This window comes from Belliella buryatensis, assembly GCF_900188245.1.
Taxonomy (GTDB): Bacteria; Bacteroidota; Bacteroidia; order Cytophagales; family Cyclobacteriaceae; genus Belliella; species Belliella buryatensis.
Genome location: NZ_FZOK01000004.1, coordinates 245,780 through 264,700, shown reverse-complemented (window position 1 = coordinate 264,700; position 18,921 = coordinate 245,780). Strand labels below are relative to the sequence as shown.

The following is an 18,921-nucleotide window of genomic DNA, read 5'->3' as shown; positions in this document are numbered from 1 at the left end:
CAGCTTGTAATATTCGTCGTTGCTAATCTTTTTCATGACGCAAGATTACAACCCAAACAGTAATCAGAAAATATGGGGTTTATCGGACGGATACTTATCAACATTATTATCATTTTGGAATTGTAAAGTAGAAAGTACTGCCTTTAGACAAAGTAGAATTGACTGAGATTTTCCCTCCAAGGAATTCAACGATTTTCTTACAAATGGCTAGTCCTATACCAGTTCCAGAATATTGTGATTTGTCGTGTAGCCTTTGGAATATTACAAAAACTTTCTCTTGATACTCAGGAGCGATTCCTATGCCATTGTCTTGTACACTAAATTGCCAAAAATCCCCTATATCTTTAGCTTCAATATTTATTTTCGGAATATTTCCCTCAGGCTGATATTTGATCGCATTGGAGATAAGGTTTTGTACCAATTGGATGAAAGCAAATCTTCTCGTTTGGATTTTTTGAGGAACATTTATTTTGATCAACGCTTTAGTTTCCTGAATCTGTTGTGATAAAAGCTTGAGTGCCTCCTCTATGGCTTCTTTGGTTTCAAATTTGGAAGTTTCTAAATCTCCTGCTCTTCCAACTCTTGAAAACTCAAGCAAATCCAAGATAATACTTCGCATCCTATCAGCTCCATCTTTAGCATAATGGATATAGGTATTTGCTTTATCGTCTAACTGATTTTTGTATTTTTTTTCTAAAAGAGAGAGAAAACTACTGATCATTCTTAAGGGCTCTTGTAAGTCATGTGAAGCAACATAAGCGAATTGCTCCAATTCAGAATTGGAATTTGCTAAATTATTGTTCGTTGTCTTAAGCTGTTCGTTGACTTGCTGAAGAGAAGTCTCATATTCTTGTTTTTCAATGGCTGAACCAAAATTATTAACTATAGTTTGTAAAAAAGAGATATCCTCTTCTGTCCATACACGTGCTATAGTGCAATCATCAAAGCCTAAAAAACCCAAAAAAGTATTTTTTGTAAAAATAGGAATTTGAAGAATCGATTTGATGTCTTGTTCTTCAAGGATTGCTTTTGTGATAGGGTCCTTTATTTGATTCGTAATCACTTGATAAGGGACTCTGTCCAAGGCCATCTGTAAATACTCTGGAAAATCTTCTAATGGAATACATTGGTATTTTGGATTTTCCAATTCTGCACTGATTCCCTCTTTTACCCATTCATAGACTTGTTTGAGGTATTGTTTTCCTGTTTTTTGATCAGAATAAATCTGAAGGTAATATGCCCTATCTACACTAGCTGCTTGACCTATTAATTTTAAATTTCTAGCCAAGACACTTTCCCAATTTTCAAAAGTCAATAAGGATTCTACAATAGTTGAAATAACTTCCAGGTATTTTGTTTTTTGAATAAGAGATTGCTCTGCTTGTTTCTTCTCAGTAATATCCTGTAAAGCACCGATCATTCTAATAGGTTTTCCTCGATCGTTTCTCAAAATAACTGTATGCTCAGAGACAAAAGCAAATTCTCCGTTTTGCTTTTGAAATCTATATTCACCTTGCCACCTATCTGTACGAGGATTGTTTCTCGCATGCTTTATACTACTGATAATACGAGGATAGTCTTCAGGATGAACTTTGGTCTCCCAAAGATTTTCGGAGACATATTGAACGCCTGCATCATAGCCGAAAAGTGTATTATAACCAGAACCCCAAAAAACTGTATGAGCCTCCATGTCCCAATCCCAAATGGCATCTGAAATTGCTAGTGTGGCGTAGTGAAATCTTTCATTGCTCAGTTTCAATGCACGTTCTGCGTTGACTTTATTTGTTTCATCAATGACAGTAGAAATCATGATGTTTTGCTCATAAAGAGGGATGTTTTTTGCAGACACAATGCGTTTTTCGCCCTTTTGCGTTGTAATTTCTATTTCAGACCAGGCCATGCGATTTGGATCTTTACTTTCGATATCTGCTAAAATCCTAGAGGTAATTTCTTTTCTATACGCTGGATCTGGGTATACTTTATTGAAAAATTCGGATATATCAGTAAGTGTTTCTTCTGGCCAGCCATAGATTTTAGAAAATTGTTTGTTCATTAGTGTAGCATATCCAGAGTCTACTTCATTGACAGCAATTCCAATCGGAAGGTTGTTGAGCGTGATTTCAATGAATTTTGACTTCTTATCCGATTCTATTTTTTGCCCGATATCTTGTGTAGTAACAATAACACGAGATAAGTCACGCTCAAATTGAGGGACAACTTTCCAAGAGAAGGAAATTTCTTTGATTTTACCAGTAAGAGATCTTGTATAAGAATCAGATTCAAAAGATTGTATACCTTGGCAAATACAAATGAATTGCTCCACTAAAGTATTTATAGATTTATCAATGAAAATAGAATTGATGTTATTAAGTAGTTCCTCCTTGGATTTAGCCTCGTGTAAATCTAGACAAGCTTGATTGAAATTGATTATCTTGATTTTTTCGACACATTGATAAATCTTGTCTGGATTATTAGAAAAATAAGATTTTATATAGTCTGAAGATTGGTTAATGAGATTTAATTCCTTTAAATAAGCTTTCACTTTCGAAAAATCCTCTTCCCATATCGGGATGGGTACAATCTCAAAGATGGATTTGTATGCTTGTGTTTCTTTTTTCATGAAATGATTGTAGAGACAAAAGAATTGATTGAAATCCGAAATAATACTTATTCTAAGTGTTTTTCAGATTTCAATCAATATCAAAAATATTAGGCGATGAAAAAAATAAAATTAAAAAATTTGTAATGTTGAACTATGATTTTACCAAATCACAAGTGAATTTTCATTGGATTTTCCAAATTTTCTCCAAAATGCAAAAGTCACAATAAACTCATGTGTTGCATAGGGTAGGAGGTAGCCTTTTTGAGAGGGTAGTTCGTGAGTGTATCCAAATTTGATTTGCTGATGGACAAAGCCAAAGGTGAAATTATTTGCATAATTCACTCGATGTCCCGCACCCACCCAAATTCTGTCCAGCAAAATGGCTTTTACATTTGCTTCAAAATGGTTAGGTAAATCTATTTGAGACCTATACATGAAGTGCGAAGCAATGCTTACACTTGGAGAGACTGTGTGTCTGAATCCTGATTGAAAGATACTAACACTTGGTTTTCTGTCCACAAATACCTCCCCAAAGTTGATTGCTCCTCTATTTGCGTTTTGAAGTGAGTAACCAATGTAATAATTTTCATGGGTCAATGCCAAACCAACGTTGAAGTCAATAGTACTCATATTACCGAAGCTATTAAGGTATTGAGCTACTGTAGGGTCATTAGCTTGTTCTGTGGTCAAGTTATTTCCGTCTAATCTGGAGTGCATGTAATTGATAGAAGCTCCCAATCTTAGATTTGTACCTCTTGATAATCGAACCCTCGCTGCATAAGCAGCTTGTATTTCTGTATCAACAAAGGCGCCATAACTTTCATTTAGGAATGTAACACCTGTAGTATTTTTACCTACTAATGAAGGATCCTTCATCCCTTTCATTTCAGAAAAATCCAATTCAGTAGACATGTAGAATAACTGCGGAGAGCCATCAAATCCTGCCCATTGGTTTCGTACAAATCCTTTTAAATTAGAACCTTCATAGCCTGTCATGGCTGGGTTAAAGTAGTTCTGAAATTGATTGAACTGACTCATATACCTTCTCATCTGCCCAAAACCATCTAGGTTAAGCGTCATGCTGAGGAATAAAAAGATAAATATTTTTTTCATAATCTAATTTCTTGAATGATGTTATGGAATGTTTTTCTCAAGCCTTCAGAAATTCCTACAGAAGACTTTTTTCGCTTATTTTTTCCTTAAAAGGTTGATCGCTCCTTTTCTTGTCTGCTTAATATCGTCGACTTCTATTACATAATAATAGACGCCGATTGGAAGCGGATTTCCAAAATAAGTTCCATCCCAGCGATCCATAGGATTGCTAGACCTGAATATCAATTCACCACCTTTTTCATAGATAGTCAATCGAATTCCTGTATACATTCTCAATGAATTGATTCCCCAAGTATCATTGATTCCATCCCCATCTGGAGTAAAAGTATTTGGAATAGCTACTTCCTCGAGGCTTGGAATTCTTCTAGTGATGACAAATTCCTTGGTAAAAGTATTTCCATCTCTATCTGTCACGATTACTACAATGATAAAAGTAGTTTCTCCTGGTCTCAATTCTGAATTGTTCCAATAGAGTTGACCGTCGATGATGACAAATAGATCATTGTCTCCTTCTCCAGGTACGAGTTCGATCAAATGCTGATCATCAATAGGATCAATTACTATGAAATCACCGATGTAAATTGGCTCTTCGTATTCATTTTGAAGGAAACTGTCTTCTGTTAGAATTAAGTCTTCAGGGGCTGGCTTTTGATTCACAATTACAGTGATGCTTACAGGCCTATCTATACCATCTATCCAACTATTAGGGAAGGTAATGGTACCTATCAGTACATAAACACCACTAGTATTTCCATCATAACCTTCCTGAGACCAAGTGATGGGTAGAAGAACTCTTTCTCCATTTTCTAAAATGACCCAGATGTGCGTAGGAAGTCCAAGATCGTCAAATTCGGTTCCCCAGTCTACAATGATGACATCTTCATCTACATAGTCTATCACAAGAGTCTCTTCTAACTCGTTGATTGCGCAGCCAAACTCGTCTACTTCCGCACCCTCAGGTGTATTTGGACATAGATCAATATCATCTGTTACGCCATCACCATCAGAGTCTTTCTGAGAGAGTGAGCAACCGTTTTCATCCACTTCTTCTCCTTCTGGAGTATCGGGGCAAAGGTCAATATCATCTGTTACGCCATCACCATCAGAGTCTTTCTGAGAGAGTGAGCAACCGTTTTCATCCACTTCTTCTCCTTCTGGAGTATCAGGGCAAAGGTCAATATCATCAGTTACTCCATCACCATCAGAGTCTTTCTGAGAGAGTGAGCAACCGTTTTCATCCACTTCTTCTCCCTCTGGAGTATCAGGGCAAAGGTCAATATCATCAGTTACTCCATCACCATCAGAGTCTTTCTGAGAGAGTGAGCAACCGTTTTCATCTACTTCTTCTCCCTCTGGAGTATCAGGACAAAGATCAAGATCATCTGTTACGCCATCACCATCAGAGTCTTTTTGAGAAAGTGAACAACCGTTTTCATCTACTTCTTCTCCTTCTGGAGTATCAGGGCAAAGGTCAATATCATCTGTTACCCCATCACCATCAGAGTCTTTCTGAGAGAGTGAGCAACCGTTTTCATCCACTTCTTCTCCCTCTGGAGTATCAGGACAAAGGTCAAGATCATCTGTTACGCCATCACCATCAGAGTCTTTTTGAGAGAGTGAGCAACCGTTTTCATCCACTTCTTCTCCTTCTGGAGTATCAGGACAAAGATCAAGATCATCTGTTACCCCATCACCATCGGAGTCTTTCTGAGAGAGTGAGCAACCGTTTTCATCCACTTCTTCTCCTTCTGGAGTATCAGGACAAAGATCAAGATCATCTGTTACGCCATCACCATCAGAGTCTTTCTGCGATAGTGAGCAACCGTTTTCATCTACTTCTTCTCCTTCTGGAGTATCAGGACAAAGATCAATATCATCTGTTACGCCATCACCATCAGAGTCTTTTTGAGAGAGTGAGCAACCATCTTCGTCAACTTCTTCTCCTTCCGGAGTATCAGGACAAAGATCAAGGTCATCTGTTACCCCATCACCATCGGAGTCTTTCTGAGAGAGTGAGCAACCATTTTCGTCAACTTCTTCTCCTTCTGGAGTATCAGGACAAAGATCAAGGTCATCAGTTACCCCATCACCATCAGAGTCTTTCTGCGAATCTGCACAACCATTTTCGTCTACTTCCGCACCAGCAGGAGTATCAGGGCAGAGGTCTATATCATCAGTTACGCCATCACCGTCAGAATCTTTCTGCGAATCAGCACAGCCGTTCTCATCTACGTCTGCTCCAGCAGGAGTGTCAGGACATAAGTCTAAATAATCAGGCACTCCATCTCCATCAGAGTCTATTTGATCGAGAGAACAACCATTCTCATCTACCGCTTCACCGGCTGGCGTATCCGGGCAAAGATCCAAATCATCAGTCACCCCATCCCCATCAGAATCTTTTTGAGAATCAGCACAACCGTTTTCATCTACTTCAGCACCTTCTGGCGTATCAGGACATAAGTCTAGATAATCAGGTACTCCATCTCCATCTGAGTCTATCTGATCAAGTGAACAACCATTTTCATCTACTTCGGCACCTTCAGGAGTATTGGGGCAAAGATCAAGATCATCAGTTACGCCATCCCCATCAGAATCTTTCTGAAAGTCTGCACAGCCATTTTCATCTACTTCAGCCCCCGCAGGAGTGTCAGGACAAAGATCTAAGTCGTCAGTTACTCCGTCACCATCGGAATCTTTTTGAGAATCTGCACAGCCATTTTCATCCACCTCAGCACCTTCTGGCGTATCAGGACATAAGTCTAAATAATCAGGTACTCCATCTCCATCAGAGTCTATTTGATCAAGCGAACAACCATTTTCGTCAACTTCTTCTCCCTCAGGTGTATCAGGACAAAGATCCAGGTCATCAGTTACCCCATCTCCATCAGAATCTTTTTGAGAATCAGCACAACCATTTTCATCTACTTCTGCACCTGCTGGCGTATCCGGACATAAGTCCAAATAATCAGGCACTCCATCTCCATCAGAGTCAATTTGATCAAGTGAACATCCATTCTCATCTACAGCTTCCCCTTCAGGTGTGTCAGGACAAAGGTCAAGGTCATCTGTAACCCCATCGCCGTCAGAATCTCTTTGAGAAGCAGAACAGCCATTTTCGTCTACTTCTTCCCCTTCAGGAGTATCTGGACAAAGGTCAAGGTCATCTGTAACCCCATCTCCATCAGAATCTTTTTGTGAAAGAGAGCACCCATTTTCATCTACTTCTTCTCCTCCTGGAGTATCAGGACATAGATCTAAGTCATCAGTTACGCCATCCCCGTCAGAATCTCTTTGAGAAGCTGAACAACCATTTTCATCTACTTCTTCGCCAGCGGGAGTATCAGGACAAAGATCGAGATCATCAGTTACGCCATCTCCATCAGAATCTTTTTGTGAAAGAGAGCACCCATTTTCGTCCACTTCTTCTCCCGCTGGTGTATTTGGACATAGATCAAGATCATCAGTTACGCCATCTCCATCAGAATCTTTCTGAGAGTCAGCACAACCATTTTCATCTACAGGTTCACCTAATGGAGTGTCAGGACATTGATCTAAATGGTCAGGCACTCCATCCCCATCAGAATCATATTGATTGAGCGAACAACCAAATCGATCTACAGCCTCCCCTGGAGGTGTATTTGGGCAAAGATCAATGATATCTGGTACACCATCTCCATCAGAGTCTTTGGTACATTCTTCATCTGTATTTCTATTAGGATCTTCGAAACATTCTCTTGGAAACCTTCTCCATTCGTCTATTTCGGCAGTTGTTGGCTCCGGTCTCAATACCCTTATGTAGTATTCATGGATAATTTGGCCATTATTAAAAATGAAGACTGGAATAAGGGTGGTGCCAAAGTTTAAAGAAACCCTTGCATCATTGACTAATGCACGAGGGTTATTCCCATTAACTTGGATAAGGTTTTCAGAACCTAATGCTTCAGCACGGACAGTGATTTCGCTATCTAAAAAAGAGACCATTACATCATATATCTTGATGTCTGGGTTAAAAGCAGGACTTAGCGTGCCTTTATTCACTGTAAGTCTTGTAAGCTTGCCGTCATTGAAAGACTCTTTTGCAGCTAGAATAAAAATTGAGCTGAAAAAAATCATCAGTGCTAATGCAAGACTATTTTTTTGTTTGGTAAAGATTCGATTCATAGGGTGAACCTCATTTTGATTGATACTTTATTTAGGGATTCCCATTTAGCGGGATCTAAATTTGAGTAAAAAAAATGAATAAATAAAAAATAAAATTCTTGCAAAATGCTTAAAATCAGTATTTTATTCTATGATTAATATTTTTTTGAGGATGAAATACAATAATATATATGCACAAATTTTTGGTATTTTTTGTTAATAATCGGTAAAAAGGATCATTGGAGTTAAAATCTTGCAATAGAATGGAAATAAAATGCAGGTTAATTAGCTAAATCTAATAGTTTTTCCCTTTCTGACAGCCGCATCACATGCAAATGCAATTTTGAGGCTATTGATGGCGTCAGTCAAATGCTCACTCAAATCTAAATTCTCTCTTATTGATTTCAGAAAGTAAAGTTGCTCCCGCTTACATAATTCGTTATGATCAGGTTCTTCTTGAAGATTGATCCAATTATCTTTTTTGAGAAAAGTATTGTCTGCATTTAATTCGGCAAAATGAATTTTTATGTTTTCCGTTTTGGTATGTCCTTCAATATTGTCTGAGAGAGAGGCTTCAGTATTTTTCGACACAATAGAAACAGCCCCTTTTGGTCCGATTACATCTTTGATGAAGAATGCAGTATCAGAAATCATAGGACCCCAACCTGCTTCATACCAGCCCACAGAACCATCTTCAAATCGAATCTGCAATTGCCCGTAATTGTAATTATCCTGTGGTATATCTTCAGAAAGTCTTACACCAATAGCACTCACAGAGATAGGTTTACTTTGAGTCATTTGACACATGATATCAATATAATGTACCCCACAATCGACTATCGGACTCAAACTTTTCATGAGGTTTTTGTGAACTTCCCACATGTATCCTTGAGACTGCTGATTGAGGTTCATGCGCATGACTAACGGTTTACCGAGCTTCTTAGCCTCGTTTATAAACAGCATCCAAGATGGATGGTGTCTTAATATATAGCCAACCACCACTTTCTTGTTTACTTCTTTTGCTGCTTCTATAATTCTTTCTGATCCTGAAATAGTATCCGCCAGAGGCTTTTCCACAAAAACATGACAATGATGCTTCAAAGCTTCTAAAGCGATGCCTTCATGAGTGTCTGGATAAGTTGAGATACACACAGCATCTGGTTTACAGATGTGTAAAGCTTCCTCATAATTATCAAAAAGTTGATATAGGCCACCGAGTTGCTGGTTTAAAGCCTCTTTACTTTTACCTCTACTCACAAGTCCACAAATTTCAAAATCTGGGATTTCATGGTAGGCTTGGGCATGTGCAGCTCCCATATTTCCACAACCTATGACAAGTATTTTGATTGGATTCATAATCTTCAAGTACATAAAATTTACACTTATCTCAAAGGGTGTCAATTAAAATTGTTTGAATTAAGAAATCAAAAGCGCTTCTTTGTTGTTTATCTTAAAAATTTAATGTCTTTATGTCATTTTTGAATCGGTTTTTTCCATTGTTTTTCTTAATGCTCATTATTTTTCCTATGCCAGTCAAAGCGCAGGAAGGTGTAGTTTTGCAAGGTGTAGTAATGGATTTTGCAACTAATCAGAGTATCCCAGGAGCAAATGTCTATTGGGAAACAGACCCTTCAAGTGGAGTGACTACAGATTTGGAGGGGGTATTTTTGCTTCCTATTAAAGAACTTCCTTCAAAGCTCGTCATTTCTTTTGTAGGGTTTGAGCAAGTTCAAAGACAGATTCAAGAAAGAGACTTGAGTAAACCGATCAGAATATTTTTAAGAGTTGAAGAAATGGACTTACAAGAAGTCACGGTAAGCAGTACTCGTCCTGATGAAAATGTCAAAAGCCTAGATTTGGGAAAATCCGTTGTACCCATTGAAACCATCAAAAATATTCCTGCGCTTTTTGGAGAAGTCGATTTGTTACGGAGTTTACAATTACTACCAGGCGTCCAAACAGCAGGAGAAGGGACTACGGGACTTTTTGTGCGTGGTGGTTCTGCTGATCAGAACCTACTACAAATCGATGGTGCACCCGTGTACAATCCTTCTCACTTTTTTGGCTTTTTTTCTGTTTTCAATCCTGATGCTTTGAATAGTGTTGATTTTTATAAAGGAAATATTCCCGCTAACTACGGCGGAAGGGTGTCTAGTTTGATTGATATTTCATTGAAAGAGGGAAATTATGATAAGTTACATGGGGAAGGGGGGATTGGGACCATCAGCTCAAGATTGACTGTGGATGGGCCTCTTTTGTCCGAGAATTCAAGTTTTGTACTATCTGCAAGAAGGACTTATGCTGATGTGTTTTTAAGGCTTTCCTCAGATCCTAACATCAATAGCAATGACCTTTATTTCTATGATTTGAGTGGTAAAATGACCTTCAAATTAGGTGAAAAGGATAAACTTTCTTTCTCTAGCTATTACGGTTCTGATTTTCTTGGCCTCTCGGGGCAGTTTGGTTTTGGTTGGTCTAATTGGGTAAATTCTGCTACTTGGAATAGGAATATTTCCGATAGAGCATTTTTTGATTTGAATGTTTATCACAGCAGGTATAATTATAAAGTTGGTTTTGATGATCCTGATAGTGGTTTTGAATGGGGTAATACAATTGGAGAAACCGGAATCAAATCAGAATGGACTAATCTACTTTCTGATAAAACTATCTTGAAATGGGGTTCTATGCTTCAGTTTTATCATTTCGCATCTATTGATCTCGACCCTTCACCCAATAGTGCCATTCAACCCATCGCTACCAATCCTAGAAATGGCATGCAATTCAATCCTTTTTTGACAGTGAGTCAGGAATTGACTGAAAATTTGAGTCTAGAGGCAGGTTTGCGGTGGTCTCTTTATCAGCAACATGGCTTAGGCGTAGATTACAGATATGAAAATGATATTCCTAATCCAACTAATGAAATCACTGATTCTATTGCCTTTAATCGTTTTGAACGAATCAAAGCCTATCAAGGGTTAGAGCCAAGACTAGCTTTTAGGTACTTACTTAGAGATGACTTTTCTATCAAAATAGCTGCAAATAGAGGGTTTCAGTACCTGCAAGTTGCTTCAAATAGCTCAGCAGGATTACCTATCGATAGGTGGATTTTAGCTGGAACCTATATCCCGCCAGTTAGAGGGGATCAATTTTCTATTGGATTTTTCAAAAATCTCAAAGAAAATGTATGGGAGTTTTCTCTAGAGGGATATTATAAGGATATGAAAAATGTCATTGATCTACGACAAGGAGCAACGGTCTTATTTACTGACAATGTAGAAACAGAAATTCTTTCAGGGGATGGATATGCTTACGGAGTGGAATTTTTGGTCAAAAAAAATGTAGGGAAAACAACAGGTTGGTTAAGTTATGCTTACTCGAGAACATGGAGAAGAATCGAGGGAATCAGTTTTGATAATTGGTACAATCCTAGATTTGATAGACCCCATGATTTGAATTTGGTGCTCAATCATCAGTTTAATAAAAGATGGTCTGCAAATCTCACTTTTGTTTACACAACAGGACAGGCGGTTACATTTCCAGCAGGGAGCTATGTGGTAGATAGTCAGCGCTTACCTTTGTTTACAGGAGAGAGGAATGCGGACAGGTTTCCTGATTATCATAGGATGGATGCATCAGTGACTTGGAAAAATGCAGATCAAGGAAAAAAATGGCGAGGAAGTTGGAACTTCAGTATCTACAATCTGTACGGTAGAAAAAATCCATTTTCATATCAGTTCGGAGAGATATTCAATGATAATATTAATTTCTCTCCAGCTCCAAACGATCCAATTACATCAAGAAGACCAGGAACAGTAATGACCTATTTGTTTACTTTCCTTCCCTCGATCACTTATAATTTTAATTTCTGATGAAAAGAATATCAATGATAATAATAGCTGCTTTGATTGCTTCTTCTTGTCAGGAAGAAGTAATCTTAGATTTGCAGACATTAGAACCTACACCAGTCATTGAGGCGATTTGGACCAATACGCCTAATTTTAACCAGGTATTTGTTTCCTTCTCAAAGGATTTTTATTCAGATGAACCTAATGAATCGGTTACAAACGCACAGGTTTTTGTGAGAAATATTGGGACGGGAAGAATCGCCACTTTTCGATACAACGAACAGGTAGACCGATATGTCCCGACTCAAAATCAAATCGGTCAAATCGGTCAAACCTACGAGCTTAATGTGATCATAGATGGGAAAGCCTATATTTCTACAGGTACACTTTTGCCTCCACCTAGCTTAGATTCAATCACCTACGAGTTCAAAGATCAGCGCGTATTTAGAGAGGAAGGATACTATTTGACTTTATATGGTGATATTCCTTTTACTCAAGATAATAATTACAGGATTAGAATTATTAGAAATGATACTCTGCTCAATAGGAGGACAGACTATTTGCTTTTCGATGACACCTTTGGTACGCAAATTTTAAATCGGGGTTTTGAGTTAGGGGGATTTCCCTTTAGGGAAGGTGATCGGGTTCGACTGGAGCTATTTAGACTCAACAGAGATGCCTATGATTATTTGAATCAATTGGTTAGCTTACTCTTCAATGATGGAGGCTTGTTTAGTCCACCGCCTCAAAACCCAGTGTCAAATATTCGCCCTGTAGATGGTCAGGGTAATGTATTGGGGTATTTTATGGTTAGCCCATATCTGGGCGCGACAGTCAATATCAATCCTGATCGCTCTGATGAATGATTTTGAGATGAGTTCTCAATCAGAATACTTACTTTTGCCCCATGTTAGATTTCCATCAAAAAGGCAAAGTAGTCGTTACTTTTAAAGATCGTTTTGCTCCATATGTAGAGCAGGAGCTCAGAGAACTGGGTTTTAAACCTAAAAACATCAATAGAACTTACATAGAGTTGTATGCTTCTATGAATGAATGTATGACCCTCAACCTTCATTTGAGGGTGGCCAGTCATGTACTTTTCGAAATCAAGTCTTTTTATCTGCACCATGCTGATGATATTTATCGAAGAGTGAAAGCCTTGTCGTGGGAGCAGTACATCACCGAGACTACCTATTTTTCAGTCAATTCACATGTGGAAAATGACAGCGTGGACAATCCACTCTTTGTGAATGTAAGGGTGAAGGATGCCATAGTCGATAGATTTAGAGAAAATACAGGTATCAGACCCGATACTGGATCTAATTATGATGGAGCTGTATTTCAGCTTTTTTGGAAAGAAACACAAGCCACATTATATATCAATACTTCAGGTGAGACTTTGGCCAAACACGGATACAGGAAGATTCCTGGTAAAGCGCCTATGCTAGAAGCCCTAGCAGCAGCAACTATTTATGCTTCTGATTGGGACAGGAAATCTCCCTTTATCAATCCAATGTGTGGGTCAGGAACTTTAGCCATAGAAGCGGCTTTGATGGCTACCAATAGATACCCAGGGCTTTACAGAGATCATTATTCCTTTCAGCACTTTATTGGCTATGAAGAGGAGGTATTCCAAGAGATGAAGCAGCAATTGGAAAGGAAAATCATGCAGCCTGAAAACTTGGAAATAATTGCTTCTGATATATCTGAGCAAGCAGTACTATTTACAAGAGAAAATGCTGGAACCGCCGGAGTGGAGGAGCTCATCAGTTACGAGACATGTGATTTTGAGGCTTGTACGATACCTGAATCTGACTCTGGAGTCATCATGTTCAATCCTGAATATGGTGAAAGGCTTGGTGAAGAAGATGAGCTAGCAGATACCTACAAGCGATTAGGAGATTTTATGAAGCAGCGTTGTGCAGGTTACACCGGCTACATTTTCACTGGTAATCTAGGGCTTGGAAAACGAGTTGGCTTAAGACCATCGCGCAGAATAGAATTCTACAATGGAACCATTGATTGTAGGCTATTAAAATTCGAATTGTACAAAGGCAAGAAATCCGAATAAAATTATTCCTGATTTAAATCAGGGTTTAAGCTGAGCATTGTGAGGTTTGTTAGGAAAGGGTAGCGGTATTTTTGAGCTTTATTCATTGACCAACCGCGTATGATTATTCAAAACATCAAACCTCACAGTTTTCACATTCCAGTGATGGGATTGGGTTATACCCTAGAAACACCCCTCAAAGTTACTCAATTTGGAATTTCTTCTGTAGTGTCTATCATGGATGATGCTCTTTTGGAAGATATGCGTCGCGTGAAATCGCGACTGCTTGGCGTGCCCTATTTACCTATAGAATCAAAAGTAGCAGATAGTAGAGCTAAAAGAATCACTGCTTATCTAGATTTCCTCCATGATCAAGTCAATTTACAGCTGGACAAAATCAAAAAGCAAGTTTTTGAAAAAGGGCAAGAAATAGATACCTATTTTGAATTGTTAGATGAACTGCATCCGGTCAAAAAGCTGTACAACCTGATGCTTACTTTAGGTGGTAGTGCACGAGTATTGATAGAAAGTCAGTTGAGAAGCTATATCCAAGCTGGAAAAATCGATGTCAACATCATGACCAAAGTGGATAAGCTCAATTATGATGAAAAGGGGAATGAATTACCAAGAGAATTTTCTGATGCATTATCCGCTTTGAGAGGTTTTGCTCAGAGTAAATTGAATGCGTCAGTGGTATTCTCAGCTGGAATGAATCCAGCCCTTTATGGCTATGCAGAGCAATTTGATGCTTTTTTTCCAGATCAGACAGGAAACCTTGAAAAAAGAATAATTTTAAAAGTCAGCGATTATAGGTCGGCTTTGATTCAGGGCAAGTTTCTGGCTAAGAAAGGGCTTTGGGTATCTGAATTCCGCATAGAATCAGGACTCAATTGTGGGGGACATGCCTTTGCAACTGATGGCATTCTGCTTGGGCCAATATTGGAAGAATTCAAACAAAACAGGAAAACACTTCAACAAACCTTGCTAGAGGCATGCAACCAAGCGCTTTTGGCAAAGGGTAAACCACTTTTACTTTCAGATGAAAAGCTTTTGATCACTGTGCAGGGAGGGATAGGAACGGCGCAGGAAGATAAGTTTCTGAGGCAACATTACCAGTTAGACGGCACAGGCTGGGGGAGTCCATTCTTGATGGTTCCAGAAGCCACCAATGTAGACGAAGACACCCTACAAAAATTGATTCAGGCTAAGAAATCAGATTACTATTTAAGTCATGCCTCCCCACTGGGAGTCAGATTTAATAATCTGAGAACGAGTAGCTCTGAAAATCAGAGAAAAAAGCGCATAGAGAAAGATAGAGCGGGCAGTCCTTGCTACAAGAAGTTTCTTTCTTTCAATACAGAATTCACCGAAAAACCCATATGTACAGCATCAAGGCAGTATTTGAATTTGAAAATCAAGGCTATGAAAGACCGATTTTCAGATCCACAGGAATTTGATAAACAGGCTGAGAATGTATTGGCTAAAGATTGTCTTTGTGAAGGTTTGGGTGCGCCAGCTTTAATGACCAATGGGGTCACTCCTGCGAGAAACCTGACAGCGACGACCATTTGCCCAGGGCCTAATTTGGCATATTTCTCAGGAGTTTTTAGCTTGAAAGAAATGATTGGTCATATCTATGGTAAACTTACCATCATGCATGACTCACATCGCCCGCATATGTTTGTCAAGGAATTGCAACTTTACATAGATTACCTCAAAGAAGAATTAGAAAATTCACTGCTTGAAAAGCCTACCAAATTTGAAAATTATGTCAGCAAGTTTAAGGAAAACCTAAGACAAGGAATTGGCTACTATATAAATCAATTGGAAGAGATATCATTAGATGCGGATGAAATGGTCTCGAAGATGCATAGCCAGTTTCAAAAGGCGCTCCGAGAGTTGGAAGAATTGGCAGTTCCAGCTTACTCTTGATTGATCGAAATTCTTATCTAGGGCAGAAATTAAAAATATTGAAAAGCATGAATTTGACAATAAAAGACCTGGCAGGTTTCGAAAACCTGCCAGGTCTTTTTTTTTAAACCATCAATTTTTTCAATTGGGTTTGATCCATTTTTTGATAGCGCCATATCGCAATGGTGGAAATGAATAAAAGCAAAGCCACAGCCCAATACACCCAGATAGGTATAGGGACAGGATCACCTGCAGCATAGGAGTGAAGTCCAGAGAGGTAATAATTCACCCCAAAGGAGGTCATGATAATCGAACTGAAGGCCCATAGGCTGGCTAGATTATAAATTAAGCTCTTCTTCATGGAAGGTATTAACCTCAAGTGGAGGACTATGGCATAGACAATCACTGAGATCAAGGCCCAAGTTTCCTTGGGGTCCCAAGCCCAGTAGCGACCCCAACTTTCATTTGCCCAGACCCCACCTAAGAAAGTTCCCACGGTGAGGAGAAACAAGCCTATAGTGATGGACATTTCATTCACAATGTTCAATTCTTGAAGGCTCAACCACCATTTTGCTTTGGGGTTTGCTGGCTTGAAGATGATCAAAAGTAAGCTAAGCAAGGCAATGATAGCTGACAAAGCAAGTGGCGCTTAGCCACTGACAATGATCGCGACGTGTATTTTGAGCCAATAAGAGTGGAGAACAGGCATCAAGTTGGTAATCTCAGGATTCAGCCAATCAAGAAAACCTACAAAAAGCAATGTACCTGAAAAAAGTAGTGAAAGGGGGATGGTGAATTGAGATTTGCTCGAGAATATCATCCCAAATAGGAGAACTCCCCATGCGACGAAAACCATCATTTCGAATCCATCAGACCATGGTGGGTGTTTGGCTATATACCAGCGAAGGGCTAGATGGAAGGTGAATAATAAAAAGCCAATCCAAGTCAATACTTTACCCAAATTCCAAAGTCTATCAATCCATTGACTGGATTTGAAGAGCATCAGAATACCTAAAACTAGCATCAATATACCCAGAAGCCAAAAGGGACCAAAGAGTTTCGTGCCTAGATTTAGCTTATTGTAAAGTAATTCTCCTTTGATTTCATTTTTGTTTGGATAGACCTCGCTTCCTGCTTTTTGCTGGTAGAGGTGAATGTAAGAGAGTGTTTCATTAGCATCTTCCCAATTGCCCGTTTGGATACCCTTTTCCAATGCCGCTAAGTAGAGTGTAGTGATATTTTTGACAAATACAGCATCATCTTCATCGAAGCCCTGGGTCCATTGTTGACTTGTAAACCACGTGTTGTTTCGGTCTAGTTTATTTGGGAATAATCTCAGAAAATCTCCCGTCAATAATGCATAGAAAATATTGAATCTTTCGTCTGTTTTGAGAAGTTCCTTGTCCGCTTCATTTCTTTCCGCAGGCTTCAATCTATTGCTAGCTTCTACCAATTCTTGGAGTAAGTAGTTACCATCTTCATCTAAAAACTCTCTGAAGCTCAACTGATCGGTAGGTTCTATCCCAAGTGCTTGAAAAGCTAATTTTGATTTTTTCTGATCAATTTTGATTAAAGGCAGATGACTAAAAGTCACTGGATCTAATTGAATGGCTAATACAAACTGCTCAGAAGAAAAGTTAATTGCTCCGTCAGGGCTTGGAACTTCAATTTTTGATTTACCACTGAGTTTACGGATGATTTCATTTGCTAGGGTGTTGAGAGGCTTCATCCTTCCATCTAGGTCTTGGACAATCAGCTTCCCATAGTCATCAGCAATTTCCTTAGGAACCAAAGATTGCCTAGGATCTAGCATAGGCACTTCCTGCGCAAATAATCCCGATAAAAACAACAAAAAGACGGTAGCTGTAGCTGCAGCTTTCCTACGTAAGCTACCTAATTTTTTGTTCAAAAGCTGAAATCTACTGCCTTTGGCAAAAAGTGTTAAAAGCATACCTATACTCAATAAAGTATAGCCTAAGTAGGTGATGTATGTTCCAGGGCGATCTTGATTGACCGAAAGGATAGTACCCCTTTCATCATTGTCATAGGAGGATTGATAGAATCTGAAGCCTTTGTGATCTAGTACATTGTTCATAAATATCCTATAGGGGAACTCCTCACCATCAGACCTGACCATGACTTCACTAGCGTAAGAAGCAGGGCTTTGGCTACCGGGGTACCTTTCCAGCTCAAAAGCATTCAAATAGAGTTCGAAGGGGAGCTTGATATTCTTTGGACCAAAAGTAAGCGTGTAATTTTGTCCATTATGTGTAAATGGGTGCCATTTAGGGTTAAAACTGACATTTCTGATATAAGCTTGCGAGACCAATTTTCCTGCTTCATCAAGAATCTCAATATTGACGACATCTAGCATGTTTTTGGCGAGTTTTTCGTCAGTTTCTGGTTGATAGACAATTGCAGCATCTTCGATGATAGATTTGACCATAAAAGCTCCACCATTCCATTGGTAAAGAGACCTAAGCTGTAATTGACTACTTTCGCCCTCGTGCATGACCCCGATTTTTTGGGTGCTCATTTCCATAATTTGTAAATGCACATCTGAAAGAATCATCCAGAGACTATCCTCTTTGAAGATGCGTATAGGACTTGATGAATTTTTAGAAGTTCCCAAAACTAGCTCTCCTAATGCTACTTCATTGCCTTCACTCAAAATAAAATCCTCTCTGCCTGCACCCATGGCAACAGCTATGTCGATGAATGTCTCTGTTCCATCTACATAAGACTCTACACCAGCTTTGATGTACTCTTTGATATTGATCTGAAAGCGGTCTTGACCAAAATCTACCCAATGGGTTTCTGGCTTGAATTGATGTGGGATGATACTGACAGGTTTTTCAAATTTGAGCCCCTGATTGGTTTGGGTTTGCCGAACTTGTAAATAGTCTGTGCTAGTATAAAATGAATATTCGGATGCACCTTGTCTGATATGCATCACTCCATCTACACTCAAATACCTAGTCACTCCAGCCCCTAGCAAAATGATCACAAAAGCTAGGTGAAACAGCCCTACAGGCCACCGATTGGCATGTAATAGTTTGTATTTTCCAATGTGGGCTATAAAATTGAAAGCTAACCATATCATAATGACCTCAAACCACCAAGCATCATAGACCAACTTCCAAGCAACAGGAATCCCATGGTCATTTTCTATGAATGTAGCCACAGCCATGGAAATGGCAAAAGCTAATAAGAGAATTAAACTAATTTTGGTTGAAAAGAGAATTTTCAAAAATTTCATA

10 protein-coding genes are annotated in these 18,921 nt (G+C 38.9%); 4 read left to right on the top strand and 6 right to left on the bottom strand.

Features of this window, described 5'->3' with window-relative positions; all coding sequences use genetic code 11:
* Positions 1–109 precede the first annotated feature (109 nt).
* The 4 genes from CHB66_RS06015 to CHB66_RS06000 all read right to left on the bottom strand — a co-directional run bounded on the left by CHB66_RS06015 (position 110) and on the right by CHB66_RS06000 (position 9,211).
* Complete coding sequence (locus tag CHB66_RS06015) at positions 110–2,620, bottom strand: ATP-binding protein (protein ID WP_089238992.1); 2,511 nt, start codon at positions 2,618–2,620, stop codon at positions 110–112.
* 141 nt (positions 2,621–2,761) lie between these two features.
* Positions 2,762–3,715 carry a PorP/SprF family type IX secretion system membrane protein gene (locus tag CHB66_RS06010; protein ID WP_089238990.1) on the bottom strand — a complete coding sequence of 318 codons (954 nt, stop codon included), beginning with the start codon at positions 3,713–3,715 and terminating at the stop codon, positions 2,762–2,764.
* 75 nt (positions 3,716–3,790) lie between these two features.
* On the bottom strand, positions 3,791–7,876 hold the full coding sequence (locus tag CHB66_RS17260; protein WP_089238988.1) for a thrombospondin type 3 repeat-containing protein: 4,086 nt from the start codon (positions 7,874–7,876) through the stop codon (positions 3,791–3,793).
* Positions 7,877–8,140: 264 nt separating this feature from the next.
* A complete protein-coding gene (locus CHB66_RS06000) occupies positions 8,141–9,211 on the bottom strand; it encodes a Gfo/Idh/MocA family protein (protein WP_089239022.1) in 1,071 nt (356 codons plus the stop codon).
* Between the two features lie 113 nt (positions 9,212–9,324).
* Here CHB66_RS06000 and CHB66_RS05995 point away from each other — a divergent pair, with 113 nt between their 5' ends.
* The 4 genes from CHB66_RS05995 to CHB66_RS05980 all read left to right on the top strand — a co-directional run bounded on the left by CHB66_RS05995 (position 9,325) and on the right by CHB66_RS05980 (position 15,682).
* A complete protein-coding gene (locus tag CHB66_RS05995; RefSeq protein ID WP_170932444.1) occupies positions 9,325–11,724 on the top strand; it encodes a TonB-dependent receptor in 2,400 nt (799 codons plus the stop codon).
* The gene (locus CHB66_RS05990) at positions 11,724–12,566 is read left to right on the top strand and encodes a DUF4249 family protein (RefSeq protein ID WP_089238984.1); all 843 of its coding nucleotides are present in this window, start codon (positions 11,724–11,726) and stop codon (positions 12,564–12,566) included. The genes CHB66_RS05995 and CHB66_RS05990 overlap by 1 nt, the downstream gene beginning before the upstream one ends.
* 41 nt (positions 12,567–12,607) lie before the next feature.
* Positions 12,608–13,771, top strand: a complete 1,164-nt coding sequence (locus CHB66_RS05985) for a THUMP domain-containing class I SAM-dependent RNA methyltransferase (protein WP_089238982.1) — start codon at positions 12,608–12,610, stop codon at positions 13,769–13,771.
* A 99-nt stretch (positions 13,772–13,870) separates the two neighbouring features.
* Complete coding sequence (locus CHB66_RS05980) at positions 13,871–15,682, top strand: hypothetical protein (RefSeq protein WP_170932443.1); 1,812 nt, start codon at positions 13,871–13,873, stop codon at positions 15,680–15,682.
* A 103-nt stretch (positions 15,683–15,785) separates the two neighbouring features.
* Here the strand turns inward: CHB66_RS05980 and CHB66_RS17255 are convergent, their stop codons facing one another.
* Complete coding sequence (locus tag CHB66_RS17255) at positions 15,786–16,298, bottom strand: cytochrome c biogenesis protein (protein ID WP_317045586.1); 513 nt, start codon at positions 16,296–16,298, stop codon at positions 15,786–15,788.
* 12 nt (positions 16,299–16,310) lie between these two features.
* Entirely contained in the window at positions 16,311–18,920 is a 2,610-nt protein-coding gene (locus CHB66_RS05975) for a cytochrome c biogenesis protein (protein ID WP_317045585.1), read from the bottom strand.
* Between the last annotated feature and the right edge of the window lies 1 nt (position 18,921).